General features: G+C 68.9%; 18 protein-coding genes. 6 read left to right on the plus strand and 12 right to left on the minus strand.

Annotation, left to right across the window (positions count from 1 at the left end; all coding sequences use genetic code 11):
* Window positions 1–189: 189 nt before the first annotated feature.
* From CVV72_RS09725 to CVV72_RS09755, 7 genes are all read right to left on the minus strand, one after another.
* Window positions 190–1,797, minus strand: coding sequence for an alpha/beta hydrolase (locus CVV72_RS09725; protein ID WP_219152125.1), 1,608 nt, complete (start codon window positions 1,795–1,797; stop codon window positions 190–192).
* A 156-nt stretch (window positions 1,798–1,953) separates the two neighbouring features.
* Window positions 1,954–2,376, minus strand: coding sequence for a nitroreductase family deazaflavin-dependent oxidoreductase (locus CVV72_RS09730; protein WP_219153895.1), 423 nt, complete (start codon window positions 2,374–2,376; stop codon window positions 1,954–1,956).
* Between the two features lie 46 nt (window positions 2,377–2,422).
* Complete coding sequence (gene egtD / locus CVV72_RS09735; protein WP_219152126.1) at window positions 2,423–3,400, minus strand: L-histidine N(alpha)-methyltransferase; 978 nt, start codon at window positions 3,398–3,400, stop codon at window positions 2,423–2,425.
* Window positions 3,397–4,161: an ergothioneine biosynthesis protein EgtC gene (egtC, locus tag CVV72_RS09740; protein ID WP_219152127.1), complete on the minus strand. Its 765-nt coding sequence runs from the start codon at window positions 4,159–4,161 to the stop codon at window positions 3,397–3,399. Before egtC ends, egtD begins: the two co-directional genes overlap by 4 nt.
* A 5-nt stretch (window positions 4,162–4,166) precedes the next feature.
* On the minus strand, window positions 4,167–5,516 hold the full coding sequence (gene egtB / locus CVV72_RS09745) for an ergothioneine biosynthesis protein EgtB (protein WP_219152128.1): 1,350 nt from the start codon (window positions 5,514–5,516) through the stop codon (window positions 4,167–4,169).
* Complete coding sequence (locus tag CVV72_RS09750) at window positions 5,513–6,775, minus strand: glutamate-cysteine ligase family protein (RefSeq protein WP_219152129.1); 1,263 nt, start codon at window positions 6,773–6,775, stop codon at window positions 5,513–5,515. The genes egtB and CVV72_RS09750 overlap by 4 nt, the downstream gene beginning before the upstream one ends.
* Window positions 6,776–6,905: 130 nt before the next feature.
* Window positions 6,906–7,829: a LysR family transcriptional regulator gene (locus CVV72_RS09755; protein ID WP_219152130.1), complete on the minus strand. Its 924-nt coding sequence runs from the start codon at window positions 7,827–7,829 to the stop codon at window positions 6,906–6,908.
* Between the two features lie 161 nt (window positions 7,830–7,990).
* Between CVV72_RS09755 and CVV72_RS09760 the strand changes: the two genes are divergently transcribed.
* Window positions 7,991–9,181, plus strand: coding sequence for a Glu/Leu/Phe/Val dehydrogenase dimerization domain-containing protein (locus CVV72_RS09760; RefSeq protein WP_219152131.1), 1,191 nt, complete (start codon window positions 7,991–7,993; stop codon window positions 9,179–9,181).
* 69 nt (window positions 9,182–9,250) lie between these two features.
* Here the strand turns inward: CVV72_RS09760 and pip are convergent, their stop codons facing one another.
* The 5 genes from pip to CVV72_RS09785 all read right to left on the minus strand — a co-directional run bounded on the left by pip (window position 9,251) and on the right by CVV72_RS09785 (window position 13,469).
* A complete protein-coding gene (gene pip, locus CVV72_RS09765) occupies window positions 9,251–10,156 on the minus strand; it encodes a prolyl aminopeptidase (protein WP_255632764.1) in 906 nt (301 codons plus the stop codon).
* 189 nt (window positions 10,157–10,345) lie between these two features.
* Entirely contained in the window at window positions 10,346–11,077 is a 732-nt protein-coding gene (locus tag CVV72_RS09770) for an ESX secretion-associated protein EspG (RefSeq protein WP_125678810.1), read from the minus strand.
* A 24-nt stretch (window positions 11,078–11,101) separates the two neighbouring features.
* Window positions 11,102–12,445, minus strand: a complete 1,344-nt coding sequence (locus tag CVV72_RS09775) for a hypothetical protein (protein WP_219152133.1) — start codon at window positions 12,443–12,445, stop codon at window positions 11,102–11,104.
* Window positions 12,442–13,068: a DUF3558 domain-containing protein gene (locus CVV72_RS09780; protein ID WP_219152134.1), complete on the minus strand. Its 627-nt coding sequence runs from the start codon at window positions 13,066–13,068 to the stop codon at window positions 12,442–12,444. Before CVV72_RS09780 ends, CVV72_RS09775 begins: the two co-directional genes overlap by 4 nt.
* A gap of 2 nt (window positions 13,069–13,070) precedes the next feature.
* Window positions 13,071–13,469, minus strand: a complete 399-nt coding sequence (locus CVV72_RS09785; protein ID WP_219152135.1) for a hypothetical protein — start codon at window positions 13,467–13,469, stop codon at window positions 13,071–13,073.
* A gap of 202 nt (window positions 13,470–13,671) precedes the next feature.
* Between CVV72_RS09785 and CVV72_RS09790 the strand changes: the two genes are divergently transcribed.
* The 5 genes from CVV72_RS09790 to CVV72_RS09810 all read left to right on the plus strand — a co-directional run bounded on the left by CVV72_RS09790 (window position 13,672) and on the right by CVV72_RS09810 (window position 18,500).
* The gene (locus CVV72_RS09790; RefSeq protein ID WP_219152136.1) at window positions 13,672–14,268 is read left to right on the plus strand and encodes a TetR/AcrR family transcriptional regulator; all 597 of its coding nucleotides are present in this window, start codon (window positions 13,672–13,674) and stop codon (window positions 14,266–14,268) included.
* Window positions 14,269–14,426: 158 nt separating this feature from the next.
* Window positions 14,427–15,773: a hemolysin family protein gene (locus CVV72_RS09795; RefSeq protein ID WP_219152137.1), complete on the plus strand. Its 1,347-nt coding sequence runs from the start codon at window positions 14,427–14,429 to the stop codon at window positions 15,771–15,773.
* Window positions 15,770–16,813: a hemolysin family protein gene (locus CVV72_RS09800; protein ID WP_219152138.1), complete on the plus strand. Its 1,044-nt coding sequence runs from the start codon at window positions 15,770–15,772 to the stop codon at window positions 16,811–16,813. Before CVV72_RS09795 ends, CVV72_RS09800 begins: the two co-directional genes overlap by 4 nt.
* Window positions 16,810–17,739, plus strand: a complete 930-nt coding sequence (locus tag CVV72_RS09805) for a 3-methyladenine DNA glycosylase (protein WP_219152139.1) — start codon at window positions 16,810–16,812, stop codon at window positions 17,737–17,739. The genes CVV72_RS09800 and CVV72_RS09805 overlap by 4 nt, the downstream gene beginning before the upstream one ends.
* Window positions 17,740–17,813: 74 nt before the next feature.
* Entirely contained in the window at window positions 17,814–18,500 is a 687-nt protein-coding gene (locus CVV72_RS09810) for a hypothetical protein (RefSeq protein ID WP_241783302.1), read from the plus strand.
* Window positions 18,501–18,583: the final 83 nt, after the last annotated feature.

Genomic DNA, 18,583 nt, shown 5'->3' on the forward strand with positions numbered 1-18,583 from the left:
GGCGCACCGGCGGCCGCGACCACGCCGAAGCCGGTGCCCTGGTTACCCACCCGGACGGCCTGGACGAGCAGTCGTCCGGCCTGTCCGGCCCTCCCCGTCCGGAACCCTAGGGCCGGGCATTGGGGACCGGTCCCCGGACGCCATGAAGGCCACCGCCGGGACGGTGGCCTTCATGGTCGTTCGCCTGGATCAGGCAGTGGTTTCGAACGGCTGGACGTTCGGCTGGAACACCTGGCCGTTGGCCGGGACCTTCAGATCGATCAGGTAGTCGGCCGTCACCTTGTCCACCCCGAGCGAGTCACCGAGGATGCAGTGCCCGAACGCGTCGACCGAGAGCAACCGGGCGTTGCCCAGCTGGTCGGCCATCCGCTTCGAGAACAGGTACTGGGTCGCCGGGTCGTAGTAGTTGCCGATGACCAGGACCGGGGTGTCGGTCTTGGCCTGCCACGGGCCGCGGTAGACGTCCGGCTTCTTGGCCGGCCACACCGGGCAGCCCGCGATATCCGAGAACGCCTGGTAGCGACCGAAAGTGGGCGATTCCTTCTCCCACTTCGCGGCGATCTCCGGGACCTTCTCCTGCTTGATCGTGATCTTCTTGTCCGAGCAGTTCACGGCGAAGTAGGAGTCGTCGCCGGTGTACGGGCTGTCCGGGTTCGCGTCCGCGCGCCCGTTCGCCCCCGAGCGCAGCACCTTCAGCTCGACGGCCTGCGCCGTCTGCGCCTGCGCGGCGGGCGGGTGGACGATGTTGTACAGCGCCTGCAGATCGTCGGCCAGCGGCGGGAACGACGTCGGCGAGTACAGCACCCCGGCCACCGTGCTGGTGAACGCGTTGATGTCGTAGCTGCTCCCGTCCGGCAGCTTGATCGGCTGCTGGCGCAGGTAGCCGCGGATCTCGTCGAACTTCTCCCGCGGCGTACCGCCGCTGAAGGAGCACTTCGGCCCGACCTGCGCGCACTTGCGCAGGAAGGCGTCCAGCGCGATCTCGAACCCGCGAGCGCGCTCGCGGTCGTACTGCACACCGTCGCTGGTGCGCAGCGCCGGGTCGACGTTGCCGTCGACGACGATCGCCCGGCTCTGCTTCGGGAACATCGACGTGTACGTCGACCCGATCAGGGTCCCGTACGAGAAGCCGACGAAGGTCAGCTTCTGGTCGCCGACGGCCGCCCGCATCTTGTCGAGGTCACGCACGACGTCCTTCGTGGACATGTGGTTCAGCAGCGCGCCCGCGTTGTTCTTGCAGAACTGGCCGTAGTCCCGGTACGACGCCAGCGTCCCGGAGATCTCCTGCCGGGTCAGCGGCACGGGGATCTGCCCGGAGAAGACGTCGTCCGCGTCTTCCTGCGTGGTGAAGCACTTGAGCGGGTTGCTGGCCCCGACCCCGCGCGGGTCGAACCCGATCAGGTCGAACCGGTCGAGCACCTGCGGCTGGAAGTAGTTCGCCGCGCCGATCGGCATCCGGAACCCGGAACCGCCGGGACCACCCGGGTTGAGGAACAGCGAGCCGACCTTCTTGTCGGGCGTCTTCGCCGCCCGCTTCAGCATCGCGATGTCGATGGTGCCGAGCGCCGCGTTGTCGTGGTCGATCGGCACACGATACCGCGCGCAGCTGTAGAACTTGGCCTGGTCGGCGGGAACACCGCGGATCTGGTCCGCCGTGCAGGTGCCCCAGTTCACCGGCGCCGTCACGCCGACCTGGGCGGCGGTCGGCCCGGCCTCCGGGGCGGCCACCGCCGTCCCGGACGTCCCGGTCAGCGCGGCGCCGGCCACGAGTGCCCCTACCAGTGCGAAACCGCGCACCGGCCTCCTTGTGGATCTCGGCAAAACGACTCCTCCCTCGGCTGGCGACGTGGTGGGCCACGTCGCTCGGCGCGCCGTCGACGTCACGGCGCGTAACACCAAGCGAGCCTCGCACAAGCCGGTAACCCAGTCACCGGCCGAAAGGATGGTACGAACCTATCGAGTGGTTGTCTTCAACGCGAAAATCGGTAACACACGGCGAGCGGCTTGCTCCTCCATGGAGTAACCGGGCCAGAACTCCAGCAGCAGTTTCCACATCGCTTCGTACTCGTCTCCGCGCAGTTCCCTGGCCCTGACCGGGATCTCCTTGCCCGCCAGCGCGACGACCGCGTCGGGATTCGACCTCAGGTTGTGCGTCCAAGCGGGATCGTTCGGCCTCCCCCAATTGGAGCCGACGAGCACGAAGCCTTCACCGTGCGGGAAGTAGAGGAGATTGGTACTGCGGGGCAGCCCGCTCTTGCGGCCCGTCGTGGTCAGGCGCAGGGAAGGGAGCCCGGCCAGCGCGACCAGGCTCACCTTCCCCTTGAAAAGCCGGTGGAGTCTCTTGTCCACCCAGATGATCCCGCCGGCGAGCCCCATCAGCCATGGTTTCGTGCCGAGCGCGCGGGCGAGCGACGTGAGAGGGTTAGTCACGGACAGATCTTGCCAGGCTCACCCCGAACCGCGATTCCGAGTCCGTCCACCATTTCTCCACCGAGAAACCGGCGTCGGCCAGTTCCGCGGCGATCCCCTCCCGCCGGAACTTCGCGGAGATCTCGGTGCGCACGTATTCTTCCTCGGCGAACTTCACCTGCAGTGCGGCGCCCGGGATGTCGACGGTCTGCGGCTCGCGGGCACGCAGGCGCATCTCGATCCATTCGTTCTCCTCGTCCCAATACGAGACGTGGTCGAACGCGGCCGGGTCGAAGTTCGCGCCGAGACCGTTGTTGATCACGCGGAGCATGTTGCGGTTGAACTCGGCGGTGACCCCCGCCGCGTCGTCGTACGCGCGTTCCAGGGTTTCCCGGTCCTTCACGAGGTCTGTCCCGAGGAGGAACCACTCCCCCTCGTCGAGCACCTCGCGGACCGAACGCAGAAAGGTGGCGCGGTCGGCGGGGAGGAAATTGCCGATCGTGCCGCCGAGGAAGACCACGAGCCGCGGCCGGTCGCCCGGCAGCAGGTCGAGATGCCGGGTGAAGTCGCCGACCACACCCCGGACCTCGAGGGACGGGTAGTCGGCCGTGATGGCTTCCGCGGCTTCGGCGAGCGCGGTCTCGGAGACGTCGAGCGGGACGAACTCCTTCAACGTGCCATGGCTCGTGAGCGCGTCGAGGAGAAGCCTCGTCTTTTCACTCGAACCGGATCCGAGTTCGACGAGGGTGTGCGCGCCCGAGCTTTCGGCTATCTCGCCACCGCGCGCGGCGAGGACTTCCCGCTCGCTCCGGGTCGGGTAGTACTCGGGGAGGGCGGTGATCTTCTCGAACAGTTCGCTGCCGCGTGCGTCGTAGAACCATTTGGGCGACAACCACTTCTGGTCCGCCTCCAGGCCGGCGCGGACGTCCGCGCGCAGCTGCTCGGTGATATCCGATTCGCTGTGGTGTACGTCGAGGTCGACTTCGGTCATCGTGCCTCAGGGCTCCGATCGGCTTCGAGGGGAAGGATTTCCACGCCCGCGCCGGTGACCCGGACGGCGTGGCGGTCGGGAACGGGAGTCCAGCCGGGATCGTCGTCGCACGGTTCCGACGCGACGAGCACACCGCCTCCGATGTCCCGATAGGACAGGGAATGCGTCCACGCGGTACCGATGAGCGTCCGGCCGTCGGTCAGCAGGAGATTGAGCCGCGAACCCGGCCCCGCCTCCTCGACCACTCCGGTCAGCCAGGTGACGGCCGCGAGCGGGTCTTCGCCCGCCTCCAGCCGCTCACTCAGCAACGCCCACAGCAGTATCGAATCCGTGGTCGCTTCCAACGTCAGCAGCCGGGTGATCGGCAGTTTCGCGGCGAGCTCGGACATCGAGTCAGGCCAGCCCCGCACCAGGCCGTTGTGGCTGAAGAGGTAGCCGCCGCCGGTGAACGGCGCGTTCGCCGCCTCGACCACGGGCATCCCCGTCGTACCGTTCCGGACCGCCGCCAGGAAAGCGTGCGACCGGACCGATCCGGCCAGTGCCGGCAGATCCCCGTCCGTCCACAAGGGAGCGGATCGGCGCAGCCGCAGCGGTTCGGAGCCGTCGGCGTACCAGCCGAGGCCGTACCCGTCCGCGTTGACCGAACCACCGCCCCGCATGTCACGGGGCGCGTAGGACTGCACGAGCAGCGAATGAGGGGCGTGAAAGAGCATCTCGGCGGGCGAGCGCGGCTCGCCGAGATACGCGAGGTGACGGCACATGCCCCTCAGGCCACCTCGCTCGGCCGCGCGTCCCGGGCACAGCGGAACCCGGAGAAGATCTGTCGCCGGATCGGGTGATCCCAGTTGCGGAACGTGCCACGGATCGCCGCGGCGTCCGTCCCGAACGAGCCACCACGCAGGATCCGGTAGTCCCCGCCGAAGAACACCTCCGAATACTCCTTGTAGGGGAATGCGGCGAATCCCGGATACGCTTCGAAGCCGCTGCTGGTCCACTCCCAGACGTCGCCGATCAGCTGGTGCACGCCCAGCGGCGAGGCACCCGCCGGGTACGCGCCGACCTCCGCGGGCCGCAGATGCCGCTGCCCGAGGTTCGCGTGGTCGGGAGTGGGTTCCTCGTCGCCCCAAGGGAACCGGCGCGACCGGCCGGTCGCCGGGTCGAACCGGGCGGCCTTCTCCCACTCCGGCTCGGTCGGCAGGCGACGCCCCGCCCAGGCGGCGTACGCCTCGGCCTCGTGGAAGGAAACGTGGACGACGGGCTCCGCGGCGGGCACCTTCTCGTAGACGCCGAACCGCGTCCGCCACCAGCCGTCCTGCTCCCGTTTCCAGAAGCGCGGCGCCTGGATGCCGTACTCGCTCCGGTACGCCCAGCCACGCTCGCTCCACCACTTCGGGTCTTCGTAGCCCCCGGAGTCGAGAAACTCGGCATACGCCCCACAGGTGACCGGTGCGGTGTCGATGAAGAACGCCTCCACCGCGACCTCGTGCGCCGGGCGCTCGTTGTCCAGCGCCCACGGCTCGGCCGAGGTGCCCATCGTGAAGACGCCGCCGGGTACGAACACCTCCGCGGGCAGTGGCCCGGACCGCGACGGCGGCGGCGCGGGCGCGTGCAGCACCGGATCGCCCTTGCGGAGCTGATGGGTGGCCAGCATCGTCTCGTCGTGCTGCTGCTCGTGCTGGGTGATCATGCCGAAGGCGAAGGCGTCTTCGGTGAGCCGCCTGCCTTGCAGCGGAACGGTTTCCAGGATGTCGAAGGATTTCTCCCTGACCTCGCGGACGTACTTGCGCGCCTCGTCCGGGCCCAGCAGCGGCAGCGCCGGACGATCCGCGCGGGCGTGCTGGAACGCGTCGTAGATGTCGTCGATGTCGGGCCGGAGCGCCTCCCGGCCGCCCACGTCGCGCACCAGCCAGAGCTCTTCCTGGCTGCCGATGTGTGCGAGGTCCCAGACCAGCGGCGACATCAGTTTCGAATGCTGGCGGACCAGGTCTTCGTCGTCCACGTCCGTCAGCGCGGCACTGCGCTCGCGGGCCCTGGTGAGCGCCTCGGCCGCGTGCGCCCGCAGGTCTTGCGGGCTCAGCGCGCGAAGCGGGTTGGTCTCGGTGCTTTCCACGCTCATGACTGGTGGCTCCTCGAACCGTGCACGAGGGACTGCACGCCCTCGCTGATCTCCGTGATGGTCTCCGGCGGCAGACCGGTGGTGCCGAGTTCGGCACAGCCGAGGTCCACCACCTTGCTCGCGACGGTGGCGATCGCCGGATCGGCCAGGCCGTACCGGGCCGCGCGTTCCCAGCCGCCCGTGACCGGTTCGCACAGTTCGAGCAGCTTGTCCACTGTGGACGGCCGGGCGAGCAGTGCGGCCAGCAGGGCGACCGGGTGCAGCCATCTGGCGGCGGGCTGGGCGTCCAGGTACCGGATCTCCAGATACCCCTGTGGACGGACCGGGGTGAAGAACGTCGTCAGGTGATAGGCCAGGTCTTCCTCGGTCGGCCTGTCGAGCCCGGCACCCTCGCCCCGCCCGTCGATCCAGTCGGCGAAGGTCAGGGAATCGGGCGCGTCCCAGCGGCCGTCACGGCCGGGAAGGACCATCAACGGCGTGTCGAGGATCCTGCGGGCCCACTCGCCCGCCGGATCCTTTCCCGGTTCCGCCGACCGGGTGCGGACCCGTTCCGTCTCCATCACGGCCAGCCAGCGCGCGGACGCGTGGCCGGTGTCGCGTCCGGCGTGGACCCGGGAGTTGGCGAAGGTGGCCAGCAGGGGCGGACCGAGCGCGTGGACGGCGGCCCAGCGGTCGGCCAGGTCGCCCGCCTCACCGGTGTCCACACAGACCTGCAGGCCGGCGGTGCTGCACATCATCGTCGCGCCCCCGGAACCCATGGGCGCGAAGCGGCGTTCCATCGCGGCGTAGCGCGGTGTGCCCAGTTTTCGGGCGGGGGCGCGATACCGGTCTATCCCGGAGTCCCCCAGGTACAGGCCTTGTGCGGCGAGAAGATTTTCGAGGTGGGCCAGATCGGCCGAGACGACGGCGTCCAGGTGGCGCAGCGTGGTCTGTGGTTGAGCGGAGATCTCCACCTGGCATCCGGGCTCGAGGCTCAGTGGTGAACCTGCCGGAAGCGGGAGGGCGGGGCTGTCGGGGCGCAGGGTCCGCGGCGTGTGCGGGCCGAGCGCGGTGGCGAGATCGTCGGGATCGAGAGGCCGGCCGGGCTCGTCGGCGTAGTGCACGGTGAATTCCAGCTCTACGCCGAGAAGTCTCGGTGGCCCGTGCTTGAAGCACACGGAAGCCACATACGCCTCGCCCTCGGCGCGGTCCGAGAGGACCTTCGCCGTCGCGTTCGACGCGCTCCCGGACTTCTCGGGGAAATCATGAACAGTAGTCATCTTTCCGCCGTCCAGTCGGTTGTCCGATAACTGAGATACCTTGACTTCGGACGCTACACGCGGGGTCCGACAAATTCAGGCCGGTTCTTGCGGGGCAGGATCCGACGACCACCTCTTAGGACCGGACGATTCAGGGCAAAGCGGGCTCCGTCCCCAGGCCCAGCGCGGCCGCCGCGTTGCGGACCGCCTCGATCACCAGCTGCAGGGCCGGCCGCCGTGACGAGGTCGTCCGATAGGCGATCGAAACCGTCCGGAGCAACGGTGTGGTCAACGCGACAACGTCGATCCCCGGTGGCCGGAGGCCGAGCCCGAGATCCGACACGAGGGTTACCCCGAGCCCCGCCCGGACCATCGCCATCGCCGTCGACTGCTCCTCCACCTCGTGGTTGATCTTCGGCTCGAACCCGTGACGGTGACACGCCGTGCGCACCGCGCGGCCGAAGTGACTCTTCGGGCTGGCGAGGATCCATGGGTGCTCGGCCAGTTCGAGCAGTGACGCGCTCCCCGCGGGGACGGCGCCGGCGGGTACCGCGGCGTGCAGCCGTTCGACCGCGATCACCGCGCGTTCCAGACCGGCGTCCCACGGCATCGGCGCGTCGGAGTAGTCGATCACGAACGACAGATCCAGTTCGCCGTCCCGGACGGCGTCGGCGGTGTCCTCGGGGGCGAGCTCCCGGGTCCGGACCTGGATCCCCGGATGTTCATCCGCCAGCGCGGCCAGCGCGTGCGGTAGCAGCCCCGAAGCGACCGACGCCCACACCCCGGCCATGAGCCGTACCGAAACGGTCTCCTGCGCCTCCTCCAAGGCCAGTGTCGCCCGCTCGACGGATCCCAGGATCTCCTCGGCGTGCTCGGTCAGCAACAGCCCCAGCTCGGTCAGCTGCACCCGTCTGCCGAAGCGTTCGAACAGCTTCGCGCCCACGTCCCGTTCCAGTTGCGCCAGCTGCTGCGATACCGCCGAAGCGGTGTAATGCAGCGAAGCGGCGGCCGCTGTGACCGTGCCGCGCCGGCTCAACTCGCGGAGCATCCTCAGGCGGTGCAACGAAAGCTCCATGACCCCAACGTAAACGGGTGCGGTCGCGGACGCCGGATGACGCGTTACACCAGTTTCTCTGCACGACATCGTTCAGATTCGGTAAATGGACGCCCGTGCCCGGCAGGGCGCACCCTCGGAAGTGCCGCAGGACGAACCCGAATCCCGAAGGAGGTGGCCGCATGGCCGCGAGGAACGCCGAACCGCTGATGAGGCTGATCTGGACCGACCCCGTCACCGGTGCCACCGGCTACCTCGTAGTGCACAGCCTGGTCTCCGGTATCGCGACCGGCGGGACCCGGATGCGCGCGGGCTGCACGATGTCGGAGGTCGAGGACCTGGCGAGGGGCATGGCGAACAAGACCGCGACCTTCGGCCTGCCGGTCGGCGGGGCCAAGGGCGGTATCGACTTCGATCCGAAGGACGAGCGCGCTTTCGGTGTGCTGGAACGGTTCTGCGCGTTCCTGCGGCCGTGGATCGACAACCACTGGGTGACCGCCGAGGACCTCGGCGTGCCCCAGCACCTGATCGACGAGGTGTTCGCGAAACTCGGCCTCGACCAGTCGTACCACGCCGCGATCCGCCGTTCGGCCGACCCGGCGCGCACCCTTCGCCGTGTGCAGGCCGGATTGAGCACACCCGTCCCCGGCGGCCTCCTGCTCGGCGACGTGATCGGCGGCTACGGCGTCGCGCAGGCCTGCCTCGGTGTCGCCGACGCCTGGGAATGGGCGGCCGAGAAGACCACGGTCGCCGTCCAGGGCATCGGCACCATGGGCGGCGGCGCGGCCTGGTACCTGCACGAAGCCGGCATGAAGGTCGTCGCGGTCGCCGACGCGGCCGGGACGCTGTACCGGCCCGAAGGCCTCGACATCCCGGCGCTGCTGGAGCTGCGGGACTCCTACGGCGAGATCGACCGCAGCCGTCTCCCCGCCGACGTCCGGCTGCTCCCGTGTGACGAGATCGTGGCGACGGACGCCGACATCCTCGTCCCGGCGGCGATCTCCTACGCGCTGCGCGCCGGGAATCAGGGCGCGGTCAAGGCGAAGGTCGTCATCGAAGCCGCCAACGCGGCGACCACCCCCGACGCCGAAGCCGGCTTGGCCGCGCGCGGCATTCCGGTGATCCCGGACTTCGTCGCGAACGCGGGCGCGGCCGCGTGGGCCTGGTGGCTCCTGCTCGGCGAGGTCGGCGCCGATCCGGCCGATTCGTTCCTGCGCCTGCGGACCGAGATGCGGGCGAAGGTGGCGCTGTTGCTGAGTTCGTGGAACCTCGACCGGATCGCCCCGCGCACCACCGGCCTGCGGCTCGCCGAAAACACCCATTCGGACGCCGCCACCGCACCCGAAGCCGCGCCCGCCCTCGTCATCCCCTGAGAATGCGCGTGAAGGCCCCCTTCCCTCGGCTGAGCCGAGGGAAGGGGGCCTTCACGCGCGATCCTTCGCTCAGGACGCGAAGCGGTCCGTCGCGCCGATGAGGACTTCGCGCATCGGCTCGTCCTGGGTGCTGTGGCCGACCTCGTCGATGATCACCAGTTCGCTGCCGGGCCACGCGTGGGCCAGTTCCCACGGCGTGCCGATGAGGTTGCCGAGGTCGAGGCTTCCTTCCGCGAGCACAGCCGGGATGTGAGCCAGCTTTCCGGCCTCGCGCAGGACCACGCCGTCGTCCAAAAAGGACCCCTGGCTCCAGTAGTGCGTCACCAGCCTGGCGAAGGCGAGCCGGAACTTCGCCGTCTCGAAGCTCTTGTACGGCGGGGAAGTCGGGATGATCGCGTCCTCCCAGGCGCACCAGTCGGCCGCGGCCTTGTCGTGCACTGCCGGATCCGGGTCCATCAGCACCTTGAGATAGGCCGCCGCCAGGTCGCCATCGCGATCCTCTTTGGGAACACCGTCGCGGAACTTCGCCCACGCCTCGGGGAAGACGCCGCCGAGGCCGCGGGTGAGCAGGTCGGTCTCGCTACGGCGGCCGGTGGCCAAGCCCATCAGGACCATCTCCGAGACCCGGTCCGGATGCCGTTCGGCGTACACCAGTGCGAGCACCGAACCCCAGGAGCCGCCGAAGAGCAGCCACTTCTCGATCCCCAGGTGCTCGCGAAGCCGCTCCATGTCGGCGACCAGGTGGTCGGTGGTGTTGGCGGAGAGGTCGGCCTCGGGTTCGCCCGCGTGCGGGGTGCTCCGGCCGCAGCCGCGCTGGTCGAAGAGCACGACCCGGTACTTGGCCGGGTCGAAGTACCGGCGCAGGCCGGTACTGCAGCCGGTCCCCGGGCCGCCGTGCAGCGTGACGGCGGGTTTGCCGTCAGGGTTCCCGCAGACCTCCCAGTACACGAGGTGCCCGTCGCCGACGTCGAGCATCCCGTGGTCGTACGGTTCGATTTCCGGATACAGCCGTGTCACGTTCTCGTCCTCCCAGATCCGCCAGAAATGCAACAGCGCTGTCACAATAGCCGGGAGGGGTTCCTGGGCGCGCGTGCTTTAAGTACGTGAAGGCCCCCTTCACTGCGCTAGACGCAGTGAAGGGGGCCTTCACGTACTTGCCTGTGGCTACCCGGGAAGGGTCCCGGCGACGTGCCGAAGCGCGTCGGCCAGCTCCGCCGGACCGGCGGGTCCGATGTGGACCACCGCGTCGTTGCCGTGCCCGGTCGTGTAGCTGAGGTACCGGCCCCAGTCCGTGTCGGCGAAGTGGAGCGGATCCTCGACGGCCACGTGCCTGCCGATCTCGTCCCGCTTGCCGACGTAGAGCTCACCGCTCCCCTCGACCGGCCGCTGCACGAGGCTGACGATGTCGGCGATCACCGGCGGCAGCGAATGCGTGTCCGGGCCGCGCCGGGCCGCCTCTTCGAGCTCGTACGCACGGACCGTGCGAAGCCTGCCACCACCCGCCGGGACGGGCGGCAACTGTTCGATCAGCGTTTCCGGCAGCCGCCGCCGATCGATCTCCTGAAGCCCGACCCAGTCACCGGACGCCACGGCCAGCACCGCCTGCAGTCCCAGCGACGCGGCCAGGACGCCGTAGGTCTCGCCTCCGGCGTTCACCCAGCCGTAGTACTCGATGGCCGGTTTCGTGAGCACCGGAAGCCAGTCCAGGAAGTCGACCGACGCGCGACCGCTCGAGTCCAGCAGCCCGGCTTGCGCCAACGCCGCTTCCACCCGCTTGTCCGCCTCCGCGCGGGCCGTCCTGGACAGCCAGCGCGGTTCGGGACGCAACGTGATGTGCAGGTCGCCGACGCGTTCGCGTTCGGCGAGTACCGCCAGTGCTTCGACCGGGACGTCCACCCGGCCCGTTCTCACGGTCATCCGCTACTCGCCGATGACCGGCGGACTGGTCCGCTGGTCGGTGCCGAAGATCGCGTCGGGGTCGGCCTCGATCAGGTAGTCGGGACGCTGGTGCTCGTCGTCCTCGTCCCCATCGGCACGCCTGCCGCCTGCCCCCATCGGGCCGCCCATCGCGCCGGCACCGCCGCGGCCGCCGCCACCACGTCCACCGGCCAGGTCTCCGCCACCCAGGCCGCCGAGCCCGCCCATGCCGGACCCCCTGCCCGCGCCCAGACCGCCGGAACCGGGTCCACCGGGACCACCGGCGCGGCCACCGGTGCCGCCCTCGCCGCCGAGAAGGCGTCCCGCGGCGCTGTTGGGGCCGGGACCGTTGCGTCCGCTGGTACCGCCGGGCGGGTTCTGGCCGGTGCCACCGCCGGGGTTGTAGTTCTGGCCCGGCCCGTTCGGGAGGCCGATGACGTTGTCCGAGTCACCGGGCCCGCGTCCGGGCGTCCTGCCGGGGATCTCGGTCGTCGGGCCCGGCTTGCCCTTGCCGCCGCCGGTCGGGCGCGTGGTGTCGTCGCCCCCGGTACCCGGCTTCCGCGTCGGCGTCGTGATGTTGCCGTCGGGCCTGTCCCTCGGAGGCACCGGACGGTCCTCGTTGGTGCCCGGCCTGGTCTGGTTCTGGTCGCCGCCCGGCCTGGTCTGGTTCTGGTTGGTGCCGTTGTCGTCCGTGCCGCTGGTGTCGGTGCCGTCGTTGTCGTCACCGCCGCCGTTCTTGCCGGGCTTCACCGGGATGTACGGCGGGATCACGACCGGGGGCTTGACGCCGGGGGTCTTGACGCTGACGTCCGCGCCGTCGCTCTTCAGCACGCCGTAGTCGGTCGGCAGGCTGGAGCTCGTGCTGCTGGTGACCGAGTCGTACTGGTCCATCACGCGGACGTTGTTCTGGTTCGCCGCCTCGTGCTTCGCGACGCCCTCTTGGTAGTTCTTGATGTCGTTGTTGACCATGAACGGTCCGGCGATCGGGATCGCGCCCTTCAGGCCGGTGGTCCAGGGGTTGGGCTTGTCCGGTTTCGGCGGCACGGGGACGACGGTCTGCCCGGAATCATCGAAGCTGTCGGCCTGCATGGTGACCGAGGCCTTCGTGGTGAACAGCGGTTCCGCGGTCTCTTTGAAGGCCTGCTCGAGCGGGCCCGCGCCGGCGTTGGCCGCGTCCGCGGCGGACCCGGTCCAAGAGGACGCCATCCGCGACTGCAGGGACTTGATGCCCATGCCGCGCTCGACATAGGCGTCCGAGAGTTCCGCGATGCGATCGGCCGCGGAACGCAGGTTGCGCGTGTCGCCCTGGGTGAAGTTCTCGTAGATCTGCTTGCCGTCCACCCTCATGCCCCCTTGAGTGTCTTGATCACGGCCGACGCGAATTTCTGCGCGGTCCCGCACGAATCCTGTTCGTTGTCGTAGCCCTTGGCGAGCGTGCTGATCGCCAGATCGTCGGCGACGCCGACCGCGAGATCACAATTGCCGCCGGCACGCCTGTCCTGCAGTCCGTAATAGACGGTCGGATAGCCGTCGACCTCGGGACCGGGCTCCAGGAACCTCAGTTGCCCGGCTTCCTTGGCCTTGTGCAAACCGGCCAGGCCGCCCATCCCCTTCTCGCGGTTCCCACTGCCGAGGATGATCAGCAAGCTGTCGGCCTTACCACGGATCCCCCAGCTGCAACTGGGGTTACTGGTCTCGTTCCCCGGTTCGCCGGGCTCCGTGAACCCCAGTTCCGCGGCCACGGCGGCCGGAAGCAGCTTGCACGCGTCGCCGACGTACGCCGAGGCGTCCAGCGGATTCGCCACCTTCGGGACGTTCGGATCCTCCGGCGCGGCCGACGAGGCCGGCGGCGAAGCCGATCCGGTACTGGGCGACGGTGTGCCGGGGTTTTCCCCCGAGCAGCCCGCGACCGCGACGGAAACGAGCACGAGCGTCGCTGCGGCGACGCGATTCCTCAACACGTTCGGCATCCTCAGGTCGCGCGCAGGGTGTTGGCCTGGTCGGTCGCCATGGTCTTCGTGCGAGCGATCTCCAGCTTCTCGATGTAGCCCTCGATGTACACCTTCATGGAGTCGTTCTGCTTCTGCAGGGACAACAAGGAGTCGAGACCGGAGTTCACATAGCTGGTGCTGGCCTCGTCCTGGCCCGGAGGCATCAGATCGGCGAGAATTTCGTCGATCTTCCTGCCGTCGTCGACGACCTTCTTGAGCTCGTCTTCCCACAGGCCGATGACGGTCTTCAGCTCTTCGGGGCTCATCTCGAACCCGCCGCCACCACCGCCGCCACCGCCGTAAACGGTCGGTTCCTTCGGCGTGGTCAAGTCACCCCAGACGGCCTTGATCGCGCTCGCGGCGTCGCCGATGATGTTCACGCCCGCACCTTCCCCTCAGCATTCACGCACCGTGACGGACAAAGCGTAGCCAAGCAGCGGACGGCGTGTCAGCCGATCCGGCCGAGTAGTCCGACGTGTCGTGAAGCCATCCGGTTCCCCGACCGGCCGAACGTCCCGCGAACTGGTCACAGTACGTACGTACGGATTGCATTAACCGGGTTCCCGGTGACAGGATTCCAGGATGCCACGGGTCAGCCAGGATCACCTCGACGCACGCCGGCGCCAGATCCTCGACGGCTCTCGCGTGTGCTTCGCACGCTATGGCTACGAGGGTGCCACCGTCCGGCGACTGGAAGAAGCCACCGGTCTTTCCCGTGGTGCGATCTTCCACCACTTCCGGGACAAGGAATCCCTCTTCCTGGCCCTGGCCGAGGACGACGCGGTGCGCATGGCCGACGTCGTCGCCGAGCAGGGTCTCGTCCAGGTGATGCGGGAGCTGCTGACGAACCGCAGCGAGCATCCCGCCGACTGGCTCGGCACGCGGCTGGAGGTCTCCCGGCGCCTGCGCACCGACCCCGAGTTCCGCGCCCGCTGGGCCGAGCGGTCCCATCAGCTGACCGCCGCGACCCGCCGCCGTCTGCTGCGTCAGCGCGACGCCGGGATCCTGCGTGACGACGTCGACGTCGACGTTCTGACCGCGTACCTCGAGCTTGTTCTCGAAGGTCTCGTCTCGCACCTCGCGATGGGCCAGCCGGGTGACGATCTCGGCCCCGTCCTCGACCTGGTCGAGGAGAGCGTGCGGCGGCACCGGGCCCACGCGGCCGGGGGAACGCGTTAAGATTGTCCCATCGTCGCAGTACAGCGGCGGTACCTGTTGGTTTCCGATCGAGGAGTGACTCTTTTCGTGCGCGACGCGCAGTCACCTGGTGACAGTATCGAGCCGGGTGGCACACCCGGCTGTTCCGCGGATATTCCCGCCGATCCCGACGGCAGGGAATGATGGAAATCCTGCTCGCCGTTCTCGGCATTCTTCTGTTCCTCCTGCTGACCGTCGGCACCGGCCTCGCCGTCGCCGCCGAGTTCTCCCTCACCGCGCTCGAGCGCAGCACGGTCGACGCGAACGTCCGACAGGTCGGCGACAAGCGGGCGCACACCGTGCAGAAGGCGCACCGCACGCTCTCGTTCCAGCTTTCCGGCGCGCAGGTGGCGATCACCATCACCACCCTGATCACCGGTTATCTCGCGGAGCCGGTGATCGGTGATCTGCTCCACCCGCTGTTCACCGCCGCCGGGTTCTCCGAAGGCGTGGCGGACGGCGTGTCGCTCGCGGTCGCGCTGATCGTGGCCACGTCGCTGTCGATGATCCTCGGCGAGATGATGCCGAAGAACCTCGCGATCGCCCGGCCGCTGCAGACCGCGCGCGCCGTCGCCGGGTACCACTCGCGGTTCTCGTCGCTGTTCCGCTGGCTCATCACCTTGATGAACAACAGCGCCAACTTCCTCGTCCGCAAGTTCGGCGTCGAGCCGCAGGAGGAACTGCGGTCGGCCCGGTCACCGCAGGAACTCGGCTCGATCGTGCGGTCCAGCGCGGAAAGCGGCACGCTCGACACGTCGACGGCCGAACTGCTGGACAAGTCGCTGCGTTTCGGCGAGCGGACGGCCGACGAGCTGATGACGCCCCGCGTCCAGCTCGAATCGCTGACCGTCGACGACACCATCTCCGACCTCATCGAGATCTCCCGCCGCACCGGCTTCTCGCGTTTTCCGGTCTACACCGAGGATCTCGACGACGTACAGGGCGCGGTGCACATCAAGCAGGCCTTCACCGTTCCGGCCGCCCAGCGCGGCACGGTCCGGATCGGTTCGGTCATGCGGCCGATCCCGACGGTGCCCGAATCGCTGCCGGGCGACTCGCTGCTCAACCGGCTGCGCGATTCCCGGTTCCAGCTCGCGATCGTCGTCGACGAGTACGGCGGCACCGCGGGCCTGGTGACCCTGGAGGACGTGGTCGAGGAGATCATCGGCGACGTCCGCGACGAGCACGACGAGCGGGAAGCGCCGTCCTCCCAGCAGGTCGGCGCCGACAACTGGCTCGTTTCCGGGCAGCTTCGCGCCGACGAGGTCACCGACGAGACCGGGTTCCGGATGCCTGACGGCGACTACGAGACCATCGCCGGGCTCATCCTCGAGCGGCTCGGCCGGATCCCCTCCCCCGGCGACGCCACCGATCTCGACGCCTGGCGGCTCACGGTGACCAAAATGGACCGGCTGCGCATCGCCGAGGTCGAAGTCCGGCGGATCAGCGAGACCGCCACGTCCGCCGAGCAGGAGCCCGCACGATGAACGACTGGTTCAACATCTTCCTCGTCGTGGTCCTGCTGCTGGCCAACGCGTTCTTCGTCGGCGCCGAGTTCGCGCTCATCTCGTCGCGGCGCGACCGGCTGGAAGCCTTGCTGGAACAGGGAAAGACCCGCGCCCGGATCGTCATCAACGCGAGCAAGAACGTCTCGCTCATGTTGGCGGGCGCACAACTCGGCATCACGATCTGCTCGTTGCTGCTGGGACGGCTCGGTGAGCCCGCGGTGGCGCACCAGTTGGCCGGGTTCTTCGAGCTGTTCGGGATTCCCGAGGTCCTGCTGCACCCGATCTCGTTCGCGATCGCGCTGGCGTTCATCACCGTCCTGCACGTCCTCATCGGCGAGATGGTGCCGAAGAACCTCGCGATCGCCGAGCCGGAGCGGCTGGCGCTGTGGCTGGTCCCGGTGCACGTGGCGTGGGTGAAGCTCGCCAACCCGTTCATCTGGCTGCTGAACTTCGTGGCGAACTCGCTGCTGCGGATGTTCAAGGTCGAGCCGAAGGACGAACTCGAGACCGCCTACACCTCCGACGAACTCGCGGAACTGCTCAGTGAGTCGCGGCGCGAGGGGCTGCTGGAGCACTCCGAGCACCAGCGGCTGACCAAGACGCTGTCCTCGGTGGAGAAGACGGTGGCCGACGTGCTGGTCCCGACGGCTCAGCTGACCACGCTGCCCTGCTCGCCGACGTTGGGCGACGTCGAGCGCGCGGTGTCCTCGACCGGGTTCTCCCGCTTCCCGGTGTGCACCGACGACGGGACGCTGACCGGCTACATCCACGTCAAGGACATCCTCGACCTCGTGGGCGAGGACCCGACCACCGTGGTGCCGGCGGACAAGACACGGGCGCTCACCGAACTGCACGCCGACGCCCGGCTCGACGAGGCGTTGTCGGCGATGCGCAAGGAAGGCAGCCACCTGGCGCGGGCGCTGAGCCCGGCGGGGACCGCGGTCGGCGTCGTCGCGCTGGAGGACCTCGTCGAGGAATACGTGGGAACCGTCCGCGACGGTACCCACGTCATGTCGTGACCGGACCGATCGTCCTTCCCGAGCCCGTCTGGCGGGCCCGGGAGGACGAGCACGTCACGCGGATGCGGCGCTGGACGACGCCGCACCAGGGCCGCCGCTCGCGGGGCGAGAAACATCCGGTGCTCGACTTCCTCTTCACCTACTACTCGCACCGGCCCGGGCATCTCGAACGCTGGCAGCCGGGCCCCTGGGTCGTGCTCGAAGGCGCGTCCGCCCGGCGGTTCCTGGAGCGGAAGGGTTATCTGGAGACACCGGACGGCGTCATGCTCGATCCGGCGGGTTTCACCGAGGGCCGGGCCAAGACCGCGGAATTCGTTCTCGGACTGCTTTCCGCGACCGCGTCCCGCTCTCCGAGACTCAGTTGTTTCGGTCTTCACGAATGGGCAATGGTTTACCGGGAATCGGCGGATGAGGTTCGTCACTCACAACTTCCGCTCCGGCTCGGTTCGGCCGGCACCGACGGCGTGGTCGAGTCGCTGGAGATCCGGTGCGGGCACTACGACGCGTTCCGGTTCTTCACCGAGCCCGCCCGGCCTCGCAACACGCTGCGGCCGGCGCGGGAGAACCAGGTCGAGTTCGAGCAGCCGGGCTGCCTGCACGCCAACATGGATCTCTTCAAGTGGGCGTACAAACTCGATCCGTTCGTGCCGGCCGAGCTGGTCGGGGACTGCTTCGAGCTGGCGGCGGACATCCGGGAACTGGACATGCGGGCGAGCCCGTACGATCTGGCGGACTTCGGGTACTCGCCCGTCAGGATCGAGAGCCCGGAAGGCCGGGCTGAGTACGCCCGGGCGCAGGCCGCTTTCGCCCGCAGGGCCGCGCCGCTGCGTGAGCACCTGATAGCGCATTGCCAACGGCTCCTCGCCGAGTTAAGCGGGTGCCCGCGACACGCGGAAAACAACTGTGAGTCGTCGCATTCCCCGTAACATCCTCCCCTGTTAGAGTGATAACGGTTTGATTGCATACGCAGCGCGAGCGCGCACGTTTCGAAAGGACAACGATGGGGCGACACAGCGTGGCCGAGGAGCCGGTGCCGCATCCCCTCGATCCGCCGAAGCGGCCTCAGGGTCGCGGTGAGGCGACCGGTTCACACCGGATCGTCGGGAAGAAGGCCCCGCGGCGCCGGATCGCCAAGTGGCCGATCGCCTGCCTGGTCCTCGTGGTCCTGGTCGCGATCGGTGTCTTCGGCTGGAACTGGGCCGATGGTGAACTCAACACCCGCGCCGAAGCCCAGGCCAAGGCGTGCAGCGCCGGCGACACCCCGATGCGGATCATCGTCACTCCCAGCATCGAAAAGCCCGTGCGGGCGGCGGCCGAGCGGTGGAACAACGCCGCGACCGTGGTCCGCGACCACTGCGTGGTCATCCAGGTCGACGCGCTGTCCTCCGCTTCCGTGCTCGACGGCCTCGTCGGCCGGACCAACCTGGACTCCATCGGCGGCCTCCCTGCCGCCTGGATCCCCGAGTCCACCTACTGGGTGACCGAGCTGAATACCGCCAAGCCCGAGCTGGTCGGTTCCCCCGCCCAATCGGTCGCGACGGCGCGTTCGGCCGACTACCCGCTCGTCGGGCTGGCCGGCAAGACCATCGACGAGGTCCAGATGCGCGCCTCGCAGACCTTCCGGCAGTACCTTCAGCAGCCCGCCCAGCAGGCCGACTTCGCCGCCGCGGGCATCAAGGCCACCTGAGTCCCTCCGAACCACGGGAAAGGCCCCTTCACCGCTCGGGAAGGGGCCTTTCCCGTACCTCGCGACTCCCGCCAGTGGAAGGC

The sequence above is a fragment of the Amycolatopsis sp. TNS106 genome (genome assembly GCF_019330265.1).
Lineage (GTDB): Bacteria > Actinomycetota > Actinomycetes > Mycobacteriales > Pseudonocardiaceae > Amycolatopsis > Amycolatopsis lurida.